10 protein-coding genes and 2 pseudogenes are annotated in these 21,013 nt (G+C 68.1%); 9 read left to right on the top strand and 3 right to left on the bottom strand.

Features of this window, described 5'->3' with window-relative positions:
• Nucleotides 1-118 precede the first annotated feature (118 nt).
• The gene (locus tag QOZ89_RS03820; protein WP_312622959.1) at nt 119-1,915 is read right to left on the bottom strand and encodes an MBL fold metallo-hydrolase; all 1,797 of its coding nucleotides are present in this window, start codon (nt 1,913-1,915) and stop codon (nt 119-121) included.
• 928 nt (nt 1,916-2,843) lie between these two features.
• Between QOZ89_RS03820 and QOZ89_RS03815 the strand changes: the two genes are divergently transcribed.
• The 5 genes and pseudogenes from QOZ89_RS03815 to QOZ89_RS03795 all read left to right on the top strand — a co-directional run bounded on the left by QOZ89_RS03815 (nt 2,844) and on the right by QOZ89_RS03795 (nt 7,487).
• On the top strand, nt 2,844-3,215 hold the full coding sequence (locus QOZ89_RS03815; protein WP_312622958.1) for a helix-turn-helix domain-containing protein: 372 nt from the start codon (nt 2,844-2,846) through the stop codon (nt 3,213-3,215).
• Nucleotides 3,212-3,739, top strand: coding sequence for an ImmA/IrrE family metallo-endopeptidase (locus QOZ89_RS03810; protein WP_312622957.1), 528 nt, complete (start codon nt 3,212-3,214; stop codon nt 3,737-3,739). The genes QOZ89_RS03815 and QOZ89_RS03810 overlap by 4 nt, the downstream gene beginning before the upstream one ends.
• Nucleotides 3,740-4,065: 326 nt before the next feature.
• Nucleotides 4,066-5,467, top strand: a pseudogene (locus QOZ89_RS03805) (IS701 family transposase).
• A gap of 257 nt (nt 5,468-5,724) precedes the next feature.
• Complete coding sequence (locus QOZ89_RS03800; RefSeq protein WP_312622975.1) at nt 5,725-6,288, top strand: tetratricopeptide repeat protein; 564 nt, start codon at nt 5,725-5,727, stop codon at nt 6,286-6,288.
• A gap of 428 nt (nt 6,289-6,716) precedes the next feature.
• Entirely contained in the window at nt 6,717-7,487 is a 771-nt protein-coding gene (locus tag QOZ89_RS03795) for a hypothetical protein (protein ID WP_397428669.1), read from the top strand.
• Between the two features lie 62 nt (nt 7,488-7,549).
• Here QOZ89_RS03795 and QOZ89_RS03790 read toward each other — a convergent pair whose 3' ends face one another.
• The gene (locus tag QOZ89_RS03790; RefSeq protein WP_312622955.1) at nt 7,550-7,762 is read right to left on the bottom strand and encodes a hypothetical protein; all 213 of its coding nucleotides are present in this window, start codon (nt 7,760-7,762) and stop codon (nt 7,550-7,552) included.
• Nucleotides 7,763-7,779: 17 nt separating this feature from the next.
• Between QOZ89_RS03790 and QOZ89_RS03785 the strand changes: the two genes are divergently transcribed.
• Nucleotides 7,780-11,559, top strand: coding sequence for a P-loop NTPase fold protein (locus QOZ89_RS03785; protein ID WP_312622954.1), 3,780 nt, complete (start codon nt 7,780-7,782; stop codon nt 11,557-11,559).
• 761 nt (nt 11,560-12,320) lie between these two features.
• Here the strand turns inward: QOZ89_RS03785 and QOZ89_RS03780 are convergent.
• On the bottom strand, nt 12,321-17,552 hold the full coding sequence (locus QOZ89_RS03780) for an NACHT domain-containing protein (protein WP_312622953.1): 5,232 nt from the start codon (nt 17,550-17,552) through the stop codon (nt 12,321-12,323).
• Between the two features lie 419 nt (nt 17,553-17,971).
• Between QOZ89_RS03780 and QOZ89_RS03775 the strand changes: the two genes are divergently transcribed.
• The 3 genes and pseudogenes from QOZ89_RS03775 to QOZ89_RS47145 all read left to right on the top strand — a co-directional run.
• Nucleotides 17,972-18,730, top strand: coding sequence for a hypothetical protein (locus QOZ89_RS03775; RefSeq protein WP_312622952.1), 759 nt, complete (start codon nt 17,972-17,974; stop codon nt 18,728-18,730).
• A gap of 851 nt (nt 18,731-19,581) precedes the next feature.
• Nucleotides 19,582-20,172, top strand: coding sequence for a hypothetical protein (locus QOZ89_RS03770; protein WP_312622951.1), 591 nt, complete (start codon nt 19,582-19,584; stop codon nt 20,170-20,172).
• Nucleotide 20,173: 1 nt separating this feature from the next.
• Nucleotides 20,174-20,980: pseudogene (locus QOZ89_RS47145) on the top strand (GNAT family N-acetyltransferase); the annotation flags it as partial.
• Nucleotides 20,981-21,013: the final 33 nt, after the last annotated feature.

The raw sequence follows: 21,013 nt of genomic DNA, 5'->3' as shown, positions 1-21,013 counted from the left end.
GCAGCCATCCCGAGGACGCGACTCTCATACCTCTGCAACCCGCTGTCCCGCGACCATGCTGACAAGAGGGCGTCTGAACGCGTCCGGCTGTCCAACCACGTATGTACGTCCGTACTCATCAGCGCGGTCCCCCTGCCGCGAGCCGCGCAGGATGCCGGGAGGGATGACGGCGCCTTCCGGCCTTTACATCGCGGACCGGTTGACCTGGGCTCCAGGTCAGCTGGTTGTCGACCACGACCCGACCCTCGCGGGTGAGTCGTTCGGTGAACCGTCGCTGCGGCGCCCGCTCGCCATGAACCAGCATGACGGCAGCGGGATCTACTATCTTGATGATCTCAAGCAGACCCGGCCGATCTGCGTGCGCGCTCAGGTTATAGGTCTCAATCGCAGACGCGACTGGCACGGTAATCGGCTGGCCGTGCTCGTCGTTCAAGACGATCTGGCGCCTGCCGTTGGATGCCGTGCGGGCGAGGTCCAGCAACCTGCGACCAGGCGCCTCTTCGTCTTGATGACCACATAGGAAAAGCGCACTGTCGGGCTCCGGTAGCACAGCCCGCGCCCATGGCACGGCCGCGCCGCCCGTGAGCATCCCGCTTGTGGTGATGACGATGCCGCTCGTCATGCCACGGATCTCACGGCCGCGATGCTGAACCTGGCGCACTCCCCCCTTCAGGATCCGAGGAGCTCCTTGCATCTCATATATCTTGCTGATGTGTACGGCTAGGCCGTCAACCAGAATCTGTGCGTCTGGCAAATTTTCGCCGAGTAGTAGTGCTACTTCCTGCGCCCGGCCAAGGCCGAAAGCGGGAATGAGAACGCGACCTCCGCGGTTGATCACATCTTCGGCATGTCGCACGAGGGCGAGACCCTCTTGTCCGCGGTCGGGGTGAGTGCTGTCGCAATAGGTTGTCTCGATGATCAAAAGATCGGCATTTGTGGCGAGTCGAGGCGGGATCCTAGCGGCGCCAATGGTCCCTTGACTACGGTTGTCGATATCGCCGGTGATGACGACACGGTGTTCGCCGGCGGTCACAACGACTCCGGCTGCTCCGAGAACATGGCCGGCTGGGAAAAGGGTTATTTCGAAGTCCCCGACCTGCTGAGTCATGCCTGTGGGAAGCTCGCGCAAGCGGTCTTCGGCCTGTTCAACTTCCACTTCACCATATGCAGGCCGAACATTGTTTCCCCCGCCAGACAGCGATTCTGCTTCCGCCGCCATGATCTTCACGGCGTCGTTCCAGACGGTGGGAAGGAGCGCCATGGTTTCGGGGGTGCAAAAGACTTTCGCGCTGTGCCACTGGTCGACTACCTTTGGGACATAGCCGGCGTGGTCCGCGTGGGCATGAGTGACAACGATCGCGTCGACCGGTTCTGACAGTGCCGCCACGAGCGCCTCGGTGGCCGGCTGCTCGACCCGTCCGGTCGGAAGAACTCCTGCGTCTACCAACAGACGAGTGGCTCCTGCCTCGAGAAGTAGCGCACTCCCGCCGATGCAGTCAGAGCCGCCAACGGCTGTAACGCGCAGTCCCCGGTCACGCGTTTTAAATACCTCATCTCGTTGTGGGATCGACGGTAGAGCGTCGCGTTCGGGAGGGGTGAGCCCCACAGAGTATTCCTCGTTTTGGACGCTGGCCTGCCGATCTGATCTATCTGAGTACAGCTCGTCGAGCTCCAACGCAAGCATTCGCAGTCGAGCGATACGACGTTCAGCGCGAGATCGGGCAGGTCCGTGACGAAGGTCTTGGATGCTGCGGTCAAGCGAGGCGGCCTCGCGCTCGACGAGGTCGGCCAACCCGCGAGCGCGATAGGCGGTGTCCCCTAGGTTGTTCTCGAGACCGTGACGGCGCGTGGCCTCCCTTTTTGCCTCCTGGCGTGCCTCTTCCAGCAGTACCTCCAGCCGCTGACGCTCCTTCATCGCCGCTTCCCGCTCCTGGGTGTTCGCTCGACGCTGGGCCGCGAGGTCTTTGAGCGCCTTCTTCCGACCTCGCGAAAGCTCATCGGCATGCTTCAATGCGGCGCGTTCACGGCCCGATGGGAGCTGCGCGCGGAGACCGCCTACCTCCTGCCGAGTGAGGCGGAGGTCTTCTTCGAGGCGGAGGTTCTGGGTCTTGAGGGCGTCTATCTGACGCGTCAACTCGCGCGTCTGCCGGGCAAGGGCCTGAGCGTCGGTCTTCCTCTTGCGCTCCGCCTGGCGATCCGCGTGAGGCGTAGGTGTCGATGCGTCCGGGGGAGGCATCTCCGGTATTGATACCTGCCCGCGCAAGTAGGGAAGGGCTGCGGCCACCCAACGCGTGTCTGGATGGGTGGTGGCATCCAGAAGTAGAGCGCCGGGATTTCCTGCCTCAGCCAGCAGACCGGGAAGAACATCGGAGAAGTCGGTCTCTGCGCTGTCTAGGTCGCTTGCCTCGGCAAGCGACAGGGAAGCGCGAACCTCAGCCCGGACTTGATCATCAAGCAGGAGCTGCTGAACGAGGCGCTCGCGGACTTGGCTGCGCAGGAAGTGCTGGTCGGGCCAGGACGGGCGGAGCCAACGGGCCCGCGCGGACCGCGGGTCTCTTCCGGGCAGGCGTTGATGGGACCGAAGGACCCTTGCTGCGGCGAGAACGACTCGGTCTGCGGGATCCCGCCTCGGCGTCACGTTCTGTTACCCCCTCTTGACGACCGCTGGCCGAGAGTCGACCCCGGTCCGCGACGATGGTGCTACAGAGGCAAGTCGGATGTCAATCAAGTAGGCATCGTCAATTTGAAAATGTCAGCCTGACTGACCTTATCCAGCTCGGAGTGGCCGTGCGCCTTGTCACTCTGGTTGACGTCACTGCCCTAGCAGCGCCACTCTGGAAGACATGCCTGACGACTTCCTGGTTCGCTTCGGCGCCGCCGTACGACAGGCGCGCCGGCGGCAGGGCATGACCCAGGCCGAGCTCGCGGATCGGCTCGGGCTGGCTCGAACAAGCATCAGCAACATCGAGAGCGGCGCGCAGAACCTTCCGATCGGCACGCTGCCTGGCCTCGCTGCTGCTCTCGGTGCCCAGGCCGACCGTCTGGTCCGCGAAGCGCTCGGCCTACCGACCTCATCTAGTCGCAGTCCGCTTGACAGCGTCGAAGACCTGCGCCTGAAATCCTGGGCCGCCCAGGTGATCTCGGGCAGTGTTGACGCCTCGGACTCGTCTGCTCGTCCAGACGGGCGACGACCCTCAGCGCGGAGGCCGAGATGACAAAGGCTCACGAGGAGGCATCCCGCCTGCTCCGCACGGCGCGGCTAGCCCAGCCGCCAGTGCCTGTGGAACGGCTCGCTCGGGAAGCCGGTGCGCTTATCAGCTATCAGCCCTTCGAGGCCGACGATATCTCGGGGCTCCTCTACCGAGCCGTCGGTGCCGCGCCCGTCATTGGTGTCAACAGCACCAACAGCAAGGTCAGGCAACGCTTCACCATCGCTCACGAGCTTGGACATTTGCTTCTTCATAAAGGGAACGGTCTCATCTTTGAGCGGCACGTCCGACTGAATTTTAGAGACGCCACGAGCAGTACGGCGACCGATTCGGAAGAGATCGATGCTAACGAGTTTGCGGCTGAACTTCTGATGCCAGAAGATCTTCTAAAGAAGGCCCTAGATGCGATTCTTGCAGGTAGGCATCTCTCTGACTCGGAACTGGTCGCCAGGCTCGCGCGTCGTTTCGAAGTGAGCCAACAGGCGATGACGTTTCGCCTCGCCACTCTCGGAATTCTTACAATAGCTTAGAGGCTGGCCGCGAGAGCACCTCTACTATGGTTGCGCTCTGGAGTGGACTGCCTGCCGCTCGCGCTCATCGTCTATTCGAGCCAGATCTCGTGAGAGATTCGATGACCAGGCCCCGGGGAAATAAGGGGGCGAAGATTCGCCGGTGGGTCGACCTTCTCGAGGTAATCCCCTCGACGGGACGCTGCACCCCCTTATGTTGATGCCGTCTTGTTGAATTATTCGGCGAATTGATCGAGGTTTTTAGCGGTGGTTTGTTGTGATCGGTGGTCGGTATGGGTACAGACGGTAAGGAGGAGTAGGGGCCCCGCAGCGTATGGGGGTGTGTGATGACGGCACGACTGCCGTGCCCGCCGGCTCCGGCGCCGGTGGAGGTGTACGCGGCCCAGTTCGATGACCTTTTCGCGTCGCGGGCGCAGCGGCAGGGGTTCCGGGACTATCTGGTCGGGCTGTTGGCGCCGCGAGACCGGAACAAGACGCTGACGTGTCTGGCCGGGGCGGAGCCGGTGGTGGATGCCCAGCACCGGCGGGTCCAGCAGCTGCAGTGGTTCCTCTCGGAGTCGCCATGGGACCACAAAAAGATCAACAGTCGGCGGGTCGAACTGCTCGCGCGACAGCCGGGCGCCGCGCCGCACCCGGGCGGGGCGCTGGTCGTCGACGACTCCGGGGACCGTAAGAGCGGGCACGCCACCGCGGGGGTGTCGCGCCAGTATCTCGGCTCCCGCGGAGGCATCGAGGCTGGCGTCGTCGCGGTGACCACGGCCTGGGCCGACGAGCGGACCTACCACCCGCTACACACCCGGCTGTATGTTCCGGCTCCCTGCCTGCCCGGCGGCCGCGAGGACCCGTCGTTTCGGACGAAGGGACAGATCGCCGCCGGCCTGGTCGAGGACGCCTGTACGGCGGGTATCCCGTTTCGCGCGGTGGTCGCCGACTGTTTCTACGGCCCGTCCGAAAGCCCCGGCCTGGTCGCCGAACTGCGCCGGGCCGGACTGCCATTCGTGCTGGCGCTCAAACCGAACCTGGAACTGCCCCACCCCGACGAGGACAGCCAGGTGCGTACCCCGGCCCAGGCCGCCCGCGAACGGGTCTGGGACTGCCCCGACCGGCCCGGCCAGTGGACGCCGGTACGGCGCACCTACCGCGACGGGCACACCGAGACCTGGTGGGCCACCGACTGCCGCGCCGGCCCCTACCGCATCGGCGGACCGCTGCGCCTCGTCGTCGCCACCACAGACCCAGCCACCCTGCCCGCGACCAGCACCTGGTACCTGGCCACCACCCTGGCCCACCCCGACCTGCCCACCCGTCCCGACAGCCCGTTCCCACCGGCCGCCTACGACGAGATCGTCCGCCTCTACGGGCTGCGCGGCTGGGTCGAACAGGACTACAAGCAGGTCAAACACGAACTCGGCTGGGCCGATTTCCAGGTCCGCTCCGCCACCGCCATCCAGCGGCATTGGACCCTGGTGAACTGCGCGTTCAGCCTGTGCTGGCACGACAGCGCCCCAGCAGCCACCCCGCCGGGCAGCGGCCCCGACCAGACACCCCCACGCCCGGCCCCGCCATCCTGGCCAGCCAGCCTCCGCCAGGTCCGCGCCTGCCTGACCCCGCTGCTCTTCCTGCTCCAGATCTGCCGGACCTGGCCCGCCATTCCGACACCCAGCCCACTGCACGAACTGATTGTGGGGCGCCGCCGGGCACCGGCTCCGCCTCTACCTACCACCCTAGTCATGCAGAGGAACTACCGATCACAACAAACCACCGTTAGTCAGGGAGTTTCTTGGTCTCCGCTCCGCGCCCAGCTTGACGCGCATCCGCTGGCTGGCCTGGTCGATGTCCGGCCGAATGTTTGTCATGCGCCCATCCCCTATGGTGGCCGTGGCCCGAAGTCGTCCGTGACGTTACCCGAGGGGTAACCCGGAACCCGTCGGCGGTGGCAGTGCTCGACCAGGCGACTCAGTTGTACATACGCACGGTTCCGACAGATCCTGGGCGAGGACCACCCCTACACAATCCGCGCGGCGAGCAACCTCGCGAACGCCCTACGCCAGCAGGGGGAGTATCAGGAGGCCCGAGCTCTGAGCCGGGACGTGCTCGCCTGGTATCAGCGAACCGCCGGGGAGGACCATCCGGACATGATCCACGCCGCGGGCACCCTCTCTTCGGCGATCCTGCGAGGCTCGGGCGACTACACGGCCGCTCGGGCTTTGGCCGAGGATGTCCTCGCTCGATGGCGGCGAGTCCAGGGCGAGGACCATCCGGAGACGATCCGCGCGGCGGGCAACCTCTCGGCCGCGCTGTGGAACCTGGGCGAGTTCAAAGCCGCCCGAGCCCTCGACGAGGACGTGCTTGCCCGGCGGCGCCGGATCCTCGGCGACGACCACCCCACACGATCTACGCCGCAGGGAACCTCGCGAGCGCCTTACAGAGCCAGGGGGACCATCCGGCCGCCGCGCCCTGTGGGAGGACGTGCTTGCCCGGTGGCAGCGGATCCTCGGCGACGACCACCCCCACACGATCCGCGCGAAGGCGGCATTAGCCGATCTTGATGGCGGCTGAGGTGTCGGGGCTTTGCCGCCCCATGCGCTCGGTTCGGTGACCCGGTGGGAGGCGCGACGAGTTGAGCGCCAGCGCACGGCGGCGGGACCTGCTTCTGTTGGCGGCTGGTGGAAGTTGATCCTCTTCATGCAGGTCGCTTACGTCGATCTGCTTGCTGGCGTTGTCTCCGGGGGCTCGGACCTACGCCGGCCGTCGGTCGGGAAAACCGCTGGTGGCGGCGATGCGGAGCGTTTCGGGTGAGAGCAGGTGGCTCAGTCGCGATGCCGGTCACCCCGTTTGACCAGCGCAAATAGCTCAACGATGATCGTTCTTGTGTGCCCCCGGCGGGGAACCTTGTAGAAGGGGGAGGCGCTGACCTGGGCGTTTGCGTCGGGCAGCTGGTCGTGGAGGCCAGTTTCGAGGTCCGGCAGGGCAGGCGATGAGCGGATCATCGCCGGTTTCGGCATCGGTCGCACGTGGGCGCGGTGTGGCGTTCACTGCCGTGACTGTGGTCATGGCCATGGTGGTGGGTCTGACGTTCTTGTTCGGGTTCGGCAACGTTTGGCTGCTGGGGTTGCGGTTGGGGGTGCCGGTCTATGTGGCGCCGTTGGTCGCGCCGGCGGTGGATCTGTCGGTCCTTGGCTTGTTGATCGCGATCCAGGAGCTTGCGATGCGGGGTGCGCCTCGTGAGGAGATCCAGCCGGCCCGTCGGCTTCTGGTCTTCGCGAGCCTCGTCACCCTGGCGCTCAACATCGCTGAACCGATTATCGCCGGGAATCTGGGCAAGGCGGCGTTCGACGCTGTCGGCCCTCTTCTGTTGATCGGCTGGGCGGAGGTGGGACCGGGCTTGCTCCACGCCATGCAGCCAGAGGGTGCGCCGCTGGCCCCCGAGCCGGCTGAGGCCGCAGAGGTGGAGCAGGATGGCAGCCCGAGTCGGCCGGTCACGGCCGGGGCACTCGGTGCGGCAAAGGGATCGCGTCGCGTGGATCGGAAGGCCCGGGAGCAGGATCTGCTGCACCGGGCTCGGGCCGAGGACGTGCTGCACTGGCAGGAGCAACAGCGGCCAATCTCCGCGGAGACGCTACGAAAGCGTCTGCACATCGGTGCTCCGGCCGCGCGTGGGCTGGTCACGCAGCTGCGTAGCGACATCCACACCCGGATCGAAGGTGCCAGCGGCCCCATCAGTGACGAGCCGCAAGATGGCGTGTGACCTGTTGTAAGGACGGCGATCCCGCGCCTGCCGCGTCGGTGGGCGCGGGTCGCTGACGAGACCTAGTGGGCGTGCCGGCGTAGTGCTGGGCGGAAGATGAGCTGGGCGAGGCTGGCTGCGGTGCCGAGGGCGAGAAGGGCGTTCTCTCGGCGCCACACGATGTCGCGCAGATGAGGGTCGGGGTGTGCGGAGCCGCCGGTGCTTTCCCTGGCACTGAAGCCGAGTTGTTCTCCTTGCGCGCAGGCCGACATGCTGCTGCCAGGCGCCTGGATCATCACGGCACACTGGCTACATGCCCACGGATGTCGCGCCGTCGGACCGACCACCGTTCTGGGGCCACGCCGGCGCGGTCGCCGCGCTGGCGGTGACCCCGGATGGGCGGCAGATCATCACCGGCGGCGACGACGGTGCGGTGCGGCTGTGGGACCGCGAGTCCGGAGCTGTGCAGGGTGTCCTGACTGGCCACACCGGCCAGGTCCTCGCAGTGGCGGTGACGCCGGACGGCCAGCAGATCATCACCGGCGGCGGTGACGGTGTGGTGCGGTTGTGGGACCGCGAGTCCGGTGCCGAACAGGGCGTCCTGACCGGCCACACTGACCGGGTCTTCGCGGTGGTGGTGACCCCGGACGGCCGGCAGATCGTTACCGGTGGCGACGACGGTCTGGTGCGGGTGTGGGACCGTGCCAGCGGCGTCCCTGCGGATGTGCTGATCGGCCACACCGGGCCTGTCTTTGCGGTGGCAGTGACGCCCGATGGTCGGCAGATCGTTACCGGTGGCGACGACGGTGTGGTGGGGGTGTGGGACCGCGCTAGGGCCGTCCGGGAGGCTGTGCTGATCGGCCACACCGGGCCTGTCTTTGCGGTGGCAGTGACGCCCGATGGTCGGCAGATCGTCACCGGCGGCAATGACGGCGAGGTGCGGGTGTGGGATCGCAGGTCCGGTGCCCAGCTCTTTCTCACGCCTCGCGGTCAGGGTCCGGTCGACGCGGTGGTGGTGACGCCGGACGGCGACCAGATCGTCGCTGGCTACGTCGGTGAAGTGCGGATCTTCGACCGTAACTCCGGTGCCGAACAGCTTGTTTTGGCTGGCCATCGTCGCCAGGTCCATGCGGTGGTCGTGACGCCGGATGGCCGGCAGATCGTCGCCAGCGGCCGTGATGGCTCCGTGCGGGTGTGGGACCGCGTCAGTGGCGTCGAGGAGGCTGTGCTGACGGGCCACACCGGGCCTATCTTCGCGGTGGTGGTGACGCCGGATGGCCGGCAGATCATTACCGGTGGCGACGATGGTGCGGTGCGGGTGTGGGACCGCGAGTCCGGTGTCGAACAGCTCGCGTTGACTGGCCACCATCGCCAGGTTCTCGCGGTCACGATGAGCTTGGACGGCGAAGAGATCGTCACCGGCAGCGGCGACCGCCAGGTGCGGGTATGGAACCGTGGATCTGGCGCCGAACAACGTGTCTTTGCCGGTCACGCTGATCGGGTCCTCGCGGTGGTGATGACGCCGGATGGCCAGCAGATCATTACCGGTGGCGACGACGGTTGGGTGCGGGTGTGGGACCGCGAGTCCGGCGACGAACAACAGCATCTTCGGACTGGTGGCATGGAGCGGGTCCTCGCCGTGGCGGTGACCCCCGATGGCCAGCAGATCGTCACCGGTGGCGGCGACGGTGTGGTGCGGCTGTGGGACCGCGAGTCCGGCGCCCAACAGCGTGTCCTGATAGGCCACACCGGCCCTGTCTTCGCGGTGGCGGTGACCCCCGATGGCCAGCAGATCGTCACCGGTGGCGACGACGGTGTGGTGCGGCTGTGGGACCGCGAGTCCGGCGCCCAACTACCCGCCCTGGCAGGTCACACTGATCGGGTCCTCGCGGTGGCGGTGACGCCGGATGGCCGGCAGATCGTCACCGGTGGCGGCGACGGTGTGGTGCGGCTGTGGGACCGCGCGAGCGGGGTCCGGGAGGCTGCGCTGATCGGCCACACCGGGCCTGTCTTCGCGGTGGCGGTGACCCCAGATGGGTTGGAGATCGTCAGCGTTGGCGGTCGGACGATCCGAGTGTGGAATCGGCGCAGTGGGATGCAGGTCCGTGGCACGGCCACGGGGGCACCGTCACGACGAGGCGTGCTGGCCGGCGTGCGGAGCGACGAGCCTAGCGATGTTGACCTGCTCGATGTCAGCGATGATGTGGACACCCTGGCTGCATTGATCGCCGCATCCAGTACAGAGCCGCCGTTGGCGGTTGCGGTGCTCGGGGAGTGGGGCGCTGGCAAGTCGACGGTTCTGCGCCAGGTGCACGCCCGGGTCGAGAGGCTTGCCGGCCTGTCGCTGAACAACCTCGGCCGCAGCGCGTATGTCACCTCGATCCGGCAGATCACCTTCAACGCCTGGCACTACAGCGACGATCACGTGTGGACCGGCCTGGTCGAACACCTCTTCCGCGAACTCGCCGGCACCCAGCCAACGGCACCGGCCCCCGCCCCCGAAGCCACTCGGCAGAAGCAGAGTCAGCTCCGGCAAACAGCCGAACAGCTGGAGGCCAGCCGCGACCGGCTCGACGCGCAGCTGCGCGAGATCGACACAGCCCCGGCCCTGGCCGGGCGGCTCGCCGCCGCCGGGTCACTCGGGGGGTTCGCGCGAGCAGCACTGTCTGCGGTCGGTGGAGTCGCGGGTGACCTGCGCCGCGGTTACCGCATCCTCACCGGCTGGGCGGTGCTGCTCGCGGGCGCCGGCGCGCTCTGGTTGTGGCTTGGGCCGTGGTCGAGATCTGCGGCCGTGCCAGTCGCCGGAGTGATCGCGCTGGCCCCGTTCGCGGTCCTGGGCCGGGTACACAGCTGGATGGTGCGGTTCACGGCGGACCAACGGCGCCGTCTCGCCGAGCAGGCAGGCCAGGTACGCCGCGACCTAGCCGACGCGCGTGCCCACCTCGCCCAGATCGACGCTGCGGCCAACCTCGCCGACGTCCTCGACCGCCTCACGACCGGCCGTGCCTACGAGGGCTACCGGGGCCTGGTAGGCCAGATCAGCAGCGATCTCGACCTGCTCGAACAGGCGCTAACGGCCGCCCGCGTCGAATGGCAGACCAGCGGCAGCACGGCCCGGCCGCCGCTGGAACGGATCGTGCTCTACGTCGATGACCTCGACCGATGCTCACCCGACCGGGTCGTCGACGTCCTGACCGCCATCCACCTGCTGCTAGCGCGGCGGCTGTTCATAGTGCTCGTCGCGGTCGACGCAGCCTGGCTGCGGCGTTCCCTCACGGCCCACCACGCCACCCTGTTCGGTCCAACCGTGGACGGCGACCCTGCCTCCGCAGTTGTGGTGACCCCGATCGACTGGTTGGACAAAATCTTCCAGATCCCGTTCGCGCTGCGACCGACACGCCACACCGCCGCCGACTATCTGACCGCGCTGCTTCCGGGCCTCGTCGATCCGAGCCATCCGCTCACCCCCATCCGCGCTCCCGCTCCCCGACCGGTCGCCCCGCGCCGCGCCGACCCCCAACGTTCTTCGCCATCCACCCGGACCACGATGCCTGTCAACAGCCCACCTGCAACACCATCGATGGACCGCGCCGTCGCCGACCCGGACGTCGACCGCGGCCGAGGAATCCCTGACCTGCGGCCGGCGTCACTGACGCTCAACGACAACGAACGAGCCCTGATCCCCCTGGTCGGACCGCTGCTGCCCACTCCACGCGCCGGCAAGAAACTGATCAACCTTTATCGGCTCGTGCGCATCGGCGTCCCCGACAGCGACCTGGCGACCTTCACCGCGGGCCCGTACCAGGCCGTCGTGCTCCTGCTCGCCATCATCATCGGTCAGCCGGTCCTGGCCCGCCCGCTCCTGACCGCGCTCGCCGCCAGCACCGGCGACGGCGACATCATCGACTTCCTCCACGACAAACCTTGCGGCGACGCCCTCCAACCGGCCTGCGACACCATCGCCCGCACGATCGACGCGATCCGCCAGGCCGGTACCAGCTACCACGGCACACTCGCCACCTACCGGCAATGGGCACCCCGCATCGCGCGCCACAGCTTCCACACCGTCGACCTCCAACACCCTGGCCCATGACCAGGGCAGTCCCGCTGATGTTCCCGTAGCCGGCTGGCCGAACCAAACGGCGTCGCTGACCTGGCAGTTCTTGATGAGAGGCCGGTTCACCAGCGTCGGAAGGACGCGCGCGTATTCGCCGGCGTCGGCGCTAACAACTTTCGACCAACCCGCAGCGGCAGCGCACACGGGGTCGTTACCGAGCGCCTCCGAAGAGGTCAGGGCCGGGCGACGGCTAACTGGGCAAGGCCCGCCACCACGTGGGAGATCTCCGCAAGGTCGCAGGGGTGTACCAAGGTCCGCGGGAGCTGCCCGGTGTTGCTCGCGAGGCTGGCGCGCGGATGTTGGCGGCCTTGACTGCCGCGTAGATGGCGATGTCGGCGGCGGCGGCGCCCGCGCGGCCGACCCACACGACCTCAGGACCGCGTCACAGCCGATCGCCAGCCGCCAACCAGGCAGGAAGACCGGGTACCTCACGAGGCGTTGCGGGAAAGCCGGCGGCGCCTGGGGGCTGCCCGTCCTGCGAGACTGGTGTCAACGAACCGCTCGAAGGTGAACGGCTCCTGTTCACCGCCGGAACGCGAATGCCTCGCGGCGCCCGCCGCGAGCACTGCCGCAGCGACTCAGACCTGACGCCCGAGAAGATTGCCCCACAGCCGGCGCAGGCTGTCGACGCCTCCGTTGCTCGCGCTGAACGACGTGGCGTCACCGACGAGCAGATCGCCCGCGAACAGGCCGGGACGCGACTGCAGAGCTATGGGTTGATCGCGGCGATCGCTGTGTCAGCCTGCGCTCTGAGGGGTGTCGGCGGGGTATCCGGATAGGACGCCGAGTAGCAGTAGGTACACCGGTACGTCGTCGCCCGACCTGCAGTCGTGGACCATGTCGGGCGCTTCGGCGTCGAGTTGGCGTTCGAGTCGCGCGGAAAGGTCGCGTACCGTCTCCGGGTCGAGCGGGTGCGCGCCGGCTGCGAGGTGAGCCAGCTGCGCCGCACGTTGGTCAGTGGTGTCCGCTGCGCGAATGTGCTCATCTAGCAGTCGGCGCGCCTCAGGGTCGCGGCCTAGGCGCCGGGTTGCGGCGGCGGCGAACTGCGGCTCGAAGTAGTCGCCTCCGGCGATGCTGAGGTGGTCGATGTCGTGGCAGAGACGTGTGATGAACCCGTCGGCCGGCTCTGCGGCATAGGCCAGGGGGTAGTAGGTGCGTGGGTGCATCTCCAGGTGGCCGTCCTGTTCGCGCTGGGCGAGCGTGGCGGCCCAGCAGGCGCGTACTCGCGCGTCGTCCGGCGCCGCATCGGCGAGGGCTTCGAGAGCGGCCGAATGGAAGGGGGGCGAGAAGCGCAGTTCACTTTCGACCGGGATGTGTAGGGCGTTCGCGACCGTGTCTGGGGTCAGGCCGAGCGTTTCCGGCCGGCCCAGCAGCAGGCTGGGCAGCGCGCGCAGGTTGGAGTCGTGCTCGTGAAGGTGCGCGACCAGGGTGACCGGCAGTCCGGATTCGCCGCGGTGCGTGCGGGCGTACCAGGCCAGCACCCCGTCGTGACGCAGCAGGGTCTCGTCGGCGGCGACGGCGTTGGACAGTTCGCGTTGCAATGCTGGGTGCCGGTCGGCGACCAGGGCCAGGTACTGCCAGGCTTCGTCAGTGTCTTGGCTGAGTCCGCCCGAAAGCCGCGGCAGGAGTTCGCCGCCGAAGTGGGCGCGTAGCTGCGGCCAGCGGGCCGCGATCTCGCCTAGCAGCCGCGTGTCGAGTTCTCCGATCAGATCCCCGAGCTCTACGCGGGCGGCTTGCTGCGACTGGCCGTGTTCGCGTAGTTCGTTGAGGATTCCTAGCTCGTCGAGCAGCAGGATGCCGAGCCACGCCGAGCGGCGCCGGCCGCCGTTGGCCCAGCCTGTGGCCAGGGCTTCGCGGCGGAGCACGTCGAGGGCCGCGTCCCATTCGTCCGCGTCGTCGGCCGCTCGCCGGTGAGCGTGCAGTAGATGGGTGTGGTAGGCGGCGCTGGCCGCCGAGCGCACCAGGTCGTCGGGTTCCAACGGCCAGTCGCGGGTCAGGGCGCGGACGAAAGCGTTCGCGGGCGTGGCGTTCTCCAGCAGGCCGCTTAGATGCAGGCGCAGCGCTGCGGGCAGCGGGGGCGCCACGGTGGCGATGATGCGCAGCGTCTTGGCGAGGATGGTGCCGTCCTGTCCGTAGCCGGCTAGGAGGACCGTCACGGGCGGCTGCGGGAGGGCGAGCATCTGCTCGGCCCTGGTCCGGGCAGCGTGGGTCTCGGGGAGCACGGCCAGGACCGCGGCTTCGGCGTCCGCCTCCCACATAGCGTCCGAGTCCAGGGCGGTCAGGCATGCCTGCGCGACGTTTTCGGCTTCCGGCCCGGTCGTTTCGCCTAGCTCCTGGCACGCCTCCAGCAGCGCGTAGGTCACGATGTCGCGGCGTATCCGCTTGCCAGGCGTGGGGGTGTGCGCGAGCAGTTCCAGCAGTCGCCCGCGGGCGGCGCGCGCTCCGAGAACGCGGACGGCGACGTTCGCGACGGTGCTGGCGCGTTCCGGCGCGCCGGACAGCGCCTCGCGCAGTGCTTGGTGCACGGTCGGGTCGTCGGCCCAGTGTATGGCGAGCGCTCCGGCCGCCCAGTGCGGGAATCCGCGCTCGGCGAACCTGCGCAGCAGCAGGTCGCGCAGGACTGGGCCGTGGTCGACGCGAGCGAGAGTGTGCAGCTCCGCATCCATGATCGTCGGCTCTCCGCGCAGCCCTTCCTCCGCAGCCTGCGCGATGTCCGGATCGCCGGAGTAGGCCGTGGCCAGCCGACCCAGCCCGAGGAAATACAGGCGGCGCAGATCAGTTGCCAGGGTTCGGCGCACGAACGCGACGACGGCAGTATCGCGGGCATGTCCGCGCATCAGCACGGCCCAGGCGATGGCGCGGTCGCCGAACTCGCGCGTGTCCACGATGCGCAGGCACCGGTCGCGCAACTGCGCGGTTTTGTCAGGCAGACCAGCGGTGGCGGCCACGAGCGACGCGGAGATGTAGGGGACCCAGTGCTCGCGCCCCAGCTGCTCGAAGTCGATTTGGTGCGCCAGCCAGGCGCGGTCATCGTCCGTTGCGGCCCGCCACGCGTCGTGCGGTTCGGGCGGCGGATCCTGTTCTCTCAGCAGCGCCGGCAGGATCCCCAGACGGGCGGCGAGGCCAACCAGACGGGTCGGGCCGGTCGGCTGTTGCCGCGCCGCAGCGAGCAGCCGCTGAACCTGCTCGTCCTCAGGCCAGCCCAGGAACATGCTCGCCAGCGCCATAGCGGCGTGCTGCGCAGTGCCGGGCCGCCGCACGACGTTGACCAGCGCGGTGCGTACCTCGTCGCCGCGCTCGCCGGCGCTGTAGCGGGTTGCGATCGCGACGGCGCCGGCCTTCGCGGTCCGTGGGTCCTCGTCGGCGAGCGAGGCGAGCAGCACCGGCAAGACCACCGCGTCCGTCCGCCCGTCTTTGGGCAGACGAACCATGTAGTACAGGGCCGTGGGCGGCTGGCGGGCCAGCGTCCATCGGGGTAGCCGCTCTCGAAGCAGTGGACCGGCGGTAGGGTGCTCGATCCCGGGGACGGCCGCGGACAGCAGGCGGGCACGGTGCGGGAGGTAGGGGTGGGTCTCGATGGCATCCAGGGTGGCGTGCGCGTGGCGGGCCGCGTCGGCGGCGGGCAGCCGGTAGCTACCGAACGCGATCTCGGCGAGCAGTTCGCTCACGCCCAGCGCGGCGGGCGTCTGCCCTTCTGCCTGTTCGGCCAGGACTGTGGTCAGCTGCGCCACCTCCTTGGGGCGCCCGGAACGCCACAGGATCCCCAACAGCACCTCCTTCCAACGTGGGTCGGCGGCCTTGCCGACGAACAGCTCGCCGAGTTCTTGCTCGGACAGATGGTCCGCGGCGTGCTCGGCAGCGAGTTGTTCGAGCAGGACTCGGTGCAGGAAGCTCAGCTCGCGCGGCCCCTGACGGACCAGGACCCCGAGCCGCCCCTCCGCGACCTCGACGAACGGGCGCACGTGCGCAGCGGCGCTTTCCTCTTGCATGGCCAGGTGATCGGGATCCCGCAGGGCCGCGACGACGTCTCGCCGGACAGCCGCCTCGGAGACCGGCCCGAAATCGCCGCGCGACTGGTGCGCGTAGGCCACATGAGCCAGCACCTGACGCACATCGTCCTGAGGCATGGACGTGTACGGAGCCGCCGCCGATGCCGCGGTCGCCCGCCGGGCCGGATGATCCTTGAGCAGCCTGTCGATGACGCGCCCGTAGACGTCGAATCTGCGGGTGGGCAGCTGCACGCCGGCCAGCCGCAGCCCGATTAGTAGAAGCAGGAACAACGGCACCTGCGCCAGCGACCGCAGCTCGGGCAGACCGTGAACCTCTTCGATGAAGCCGTCGACGGCCGCGGACTCATCGCCTTCCGGATCCGCGGCGCCGGCTTCGCCGTCCTCGGCGTACGCACGGAACCACAGCTCGGCCAACCGCCGCTGCTGTGCCTCCGACAGGGGCGCCAGATCGGCGCGCGACCAGCGGGCAGACAGGCTCAGGCGGGCCAGCCCATAGGGCCGGGTGGACACGACGGCCGGGGTGTTGCGCGCGGCGAGGTAGATCTCCAGCGCCATGGCCGCGCTGTTCCCGGCCGACTCATCTACCCACTCGTCCAGGCCGTCGACGATCAGCAGCAGCCGCTCGTCGGTCAGCGCCTGCTCGACCAGGGGCCACAGGTGCCCTGCGTCGTGCTGCCCCAGCCACGCCTGCAAGGTGGCCTTGATCGACGCCGCGGCGTCGTCGTGCTGTTGCCTGCGGCGGGTCAGGAAATGGAAGGGCAGCCAGACCGGCAGCAGCCCGCCGAAGCGCTCGGTCCACACCGGCATCGACGGCTCATCGGAGAACAGGTCGAGCACGGCGAAGCGCAGGAACGTGCTCTTCCCGCTTCCGGGCCCTCCGACCAGCACGAACCGGTCACCGGACGCGAACCACCTGTCCGCGTTCATACGCAGCGCCGCGCCCGCCGCCAGCGCCGAGGTATTCCCGACGTCCGGCCCCAGGCCCGCGGGCCAGCTCGCGGACTGCCGGCGTAGCGCGCGATAGGAGGCGCCCCCCATCCGTGTGCCCCCCACCTCCGGGAGAAGCTCGTATACCTCGACGGTCGGCCCGGATTCCAGCGTCGACGGGACCGATGTCGGCTGCGGATAAGCCCCGTCGAAGGACAGGGCTTCTGCGCTGGCGGGCGCGAGCAGATCCGGCAGCACGAACCGGTCGCGTAGCTCCAACCGCGGGGCGTCGGAACGCCCCAACGCCGCCGTCCCTGGGTCAACGACGCCGAAGAGCGCCCTGTAAAACCCGCCGAGCTTCTCGCGAAACGCGCCTACCTGCGCGGCGTCCAGCCTCTCGCCCAAGGCGTCGGCGGCCTCGGAGCCGCAGAAGCGGCGCACCCAGACCCGGCCGAAGAAGTCGTCGACCAGGACATGCCGCGATGCCGACTTCAGCTGGGTCGACAGCGCTTCCGCGTCCCAGACCTCGAACTCGATGTGCTTGGCTGCCAGGCGCTCCGTCTGCCGGGCGATCTCGTCGGCAAGCTCGGTCTGCACGGCCGGCAGGCTGGTGGCGTAGACGAAGACGTCACTCGTTGGGGCCCACGAACCGCCCAGGAAGTCCCCGACCGCCTTCTTCAGACCGGCCGCAGTCAGCTTGGCGACCCGCCGTGACTGCAGGCTCAGGTAGCGCGGCGAGGCGCCGGAACCCGGGGGCGCATCGCCGGCCGGCGGCAGCCGGACATACAGGTCGATGCCCTGCTGCTTCTGGCCCCGGGTGCCGTATAGGCGGCCCTGCGCCTGGGCTTCCCGCGCGGACAGCCGGCCGGTTTCCCGGTCGCCGGCCGCGTGGTCCACCGCATGATCAACCTTGCCGCGCTCCAGAGCGAGCTTCAGACACAGCCGCTCGAAGTTCTCCCAAGCCAGGCAGTCGAACGGCAGCACCTGCTCCCGCGTGTCCACCGGCGGAGCCAGCTCCTGCGCCAGCACCATCGTGTGCAGCCTCGGCGGCGGCGGCGCCCACGCCGCAGCGTCGGCCGGCGACGCGCCAGCGGCGGAACCGCTACCGCGTCGCTCCGGACTGCCTCTTGCGCCTTTCCTCGGATCGTTCACCCTCCGAGTATTCCGCCCGCGCAGGACGCCGCCGAAACGGCGTCAGGCGGGATCCAGAGCGATCGGTCGCACAGATGGCAGGGTCGGCAGAGCGATCCCATCGAACTCGGGCAAACCTGGCGTGCTTGCTACCAGGCCGCAGGTGACCGCACTGGCAGCGAGTGAAGCCGACCGAGGCCATGTGCCGTGAGAGCCCGGCCCCTTATATCCTAGATCATCACGGCCCAGGTTCGATCGTGTGAGATCGCGGTCGTCGCCGAAGTTACTCGACGGACGGCCTAGCTCCAGAGGATGAGGAAATGATCTGTCAGTTCTGCGGTACTGAGGCAACCCTCACCAAGGAGCATGTGATCCCAGCCTGGATATCGACTCTTCCCTCGTTCACGGGCAAGGTGATCGTAGATTCTAGAGCCGGTGATTCAGGAAAGTCTAAGACTTTCAGCCTCAAGAAAATCGATCTCCAGGTGCGGATCGCCTGCGGTGACTGCAACGCCGGGTGGATGAGCCGACTGGAGAATTCTGCCAAGGTTTTTCTCGGGCCACTGTTGGAAGGTGCTCCAGTCAGCCTCGGGCCGGAGCACCTCGGCATTCTTGCTCGCTGGTGTATCAAGACCGCTATCGCCGAGGTCAATACGTCGGGGTATGGCGCCATTCTGCCGCCCATCACCGCTCGCCAGTTGGCAGATGGCGACGCACCCACCAACGTGGCCGTGTGGACCAGCAGGTTCCACGACACCATGTACCACGATCGCCCCGTGCGGCTCCGGCCGAGGAGGCTGGACTGCACCGCCGACGGCGTCTACGTCGGGAGCCTGGTCGACTTCACGGCCGCCCTGGGCCCCCTCGTGATCAAAGTGGTGTTTGTGCCAGACGCGATCGCTCGCGGTCTGGAGGCGCTCGAATTCGACGAACCGAAGCCGCTTATTCCGCTATGGCCGAATCCTGTAGCGGAATTATCCTGGCCGCCCAAATTTTCGTATTGCGAAGCCGAGCTGGTCGCTCTCAATTTCGCGCTGGCGGGAATATCTCTGGTGCAACGGCGTGTGGACCTTCATTGAGCTGGTCCGGCGTGGTCGTAGACAGCGGCGACCGTCACTGGGGACACGAGGACTGACTGATCAGGGCTGCGGCGTTGCTGGCAGCATCAGTCCGTGGTGAGTTCCGGCCTGGTGGTCCCCGACGGGGGCGGTTGCCGGCACTCGTACGAGATCCTGACCCCGGCGCGCTTGGTCGTGGTCTCCGGGCAGATTCCGGTGTCACCGCGGCACCGTGTCCGCTGGATTCGCTGCTCAGTGCCGCCAGGCCTGGGCGAACGTGGCCGCGGCACTGTCGCACCGCGGGATGGGCCTGTCCGGCCTGAAGGTGACGATCTATCTGTCCGGTCGGCGGTACCGCGACGAGAACTCCGCCATTCGCCGGGAGGTTGCTGGGTGGGCATTGCCCGGCGCCGACGGTGATCGTCGCGGGTATCTATGACGAGGGGTGGCTCGTGGAGATCGAGGCACTCGCCGCGGTCTGACGGGCGTGGGTGGTCAGGCATGCTCGTGCCTGTGTTCGGCTACCGTCGCGTGATGCACACGATCAGCCCGCAGGACCAGGGTCGGCTTACGCAAGCTGTCGAGCCGCGGGAGACGGATGTTCAGCAGGCCAAGGCGATCATTCTTCGAGCGGTCGAGGGCGGCGGCGCTCTTGGGGCCGATGGGCTAGTCATCGCGGTTCTCCCGCCGCCGGAGCTGACCTCAACGCGTTTCGGACACCGGTCCACCCCCGGGAGCTCGGGGAAGACCCGCTTGACGCGGAGCTGCCGCCGCTGAAGCTCGCTCGCATCCAGGCGGCGGCGCGCGAGGCACTCGCCGACCTGGTGGCGGCCGGAATCCTCACCAGTTGCAATACTCCTGGGATCCTCCCGGTGCAGGTCCACGACGGTGGCTACGGCACGACCGCGCAGCTCCCGTTGTCGGAGCCGCTGCTCGCGCCCGCATATCGAGTGGCCCGCCGATACCGCGGCGTGTCGGAGCTGGCGATCCTCGACCCGACTCTCGGCACCGACGGACTCGAGGACCTACTCGGCCCGCGCGGTCTGAAGGCTCTCGTGGAGGCCGTCGAGACCTTTCGGGCCGGCCGGTACTTCTCGTCCTCGAACATGCTCGCGCTCGCGAGCGAGGCGGCGTGGTTCTCCGTCGCGGAGACGGTGCGCGCCGGCAAGCCGCAGATCGACAAGCTCCTCGACGATCCCAAGACACCGGCGAGCACGCTCATCGAGCGAGTCGTTCCTGTGCTGAAGGACCTGGGAGCGAAGAAGAGCCGGGTCGACGAGCTGCACCGGTTCGCCGACAGCCTGCGCGGCATCAGGGACTATGCCCTTCACCCCCGCGCGACGCTCGACCCCGACTACGAGGCGCGATTCGCCGAGGCACCCACCTATCTGCTTCTCGTCGAGGGGCGGCGGTACCTGCGCAATCTCCGGCAGGCGACCCTCGACGCCGGGCTGCAGTTCTAGGATGCCTCGACGGGGCCCGGCGACCAGGGGCCGGATGCCCCCGATCCTCGGTGGCCCTGTCCCCGATCAGGAGGGCCCTGCAGAGCTGCGTGGCGGCCAGGGGCGTGGTCTCGGCCTGCGACACTCCGCTCCTGCGTCCTTCGCACAGGCGTGCGACCGCGTCGTCGGAGGCGCCATAATGCGGAGCGCGGCGTCGGCGGTGGCGATACCCGCAGGCAGGCGTGACCGAGGTCCACCAGCGCAACGATGCACCCGCAGCCTCGCCCCGGCGCCCCGCCGCCCGACCCATGGTCCACCTCGCCGCCGATCGTGCCAGCAAAGCGTCTTCCCAGCTGGCGCGGCGGTTACGCCGCAAAGCGGACGAAACGACGCGCGTGGCCGAGATTGGAGGATGTGCCGGCTATACCGATTCTGCGAGCAGGCGAGCAGAATGGCGTGCATGTCCTCTGGCGAGGAGCTTACGCTCGGTTATGTCGCTGCCTCCGATGGCAGAACGATCGAACTTCTGATCGATCAGGGTAATCGGGCCGCTCGGACTCTGGGCCTACTTCCCCGGGCCGTCTACTACGAAGCGGCCGCAGAGGACCGCCTCCTTGCCGCCTGGCGGGGAGGCGAGCCTGTCGGATATGCCCTTTTTCGCCTTTCATGGGGCCGAGTCGCGCTAACACACCTCTGCGTTCGCGAGGACTTCCGAGGCCGTGGTGTAGCCCGTCGGCTCGTGGACGAGGTGAGTACCCGTCACCACGCGCGGCTCGGACTGCTCGCCAAGTGCCGAGATGACTACCCTGACATCGCGTTGATCTGGCAGGCGCTCGGATTCGGTGCGCGCAGCAAGACGCGC

Source organism: Pseudofrankia coriaricola, assembly GCF_032027725.1.
GTDB lineage: Bacteria > Actinomycetota > Actinomycetes > Frankiales > Frankiaceae > Pseudofrankia.
This window is presented reverse-complemented; position numbering and strand designations above follow the sequence as displayed.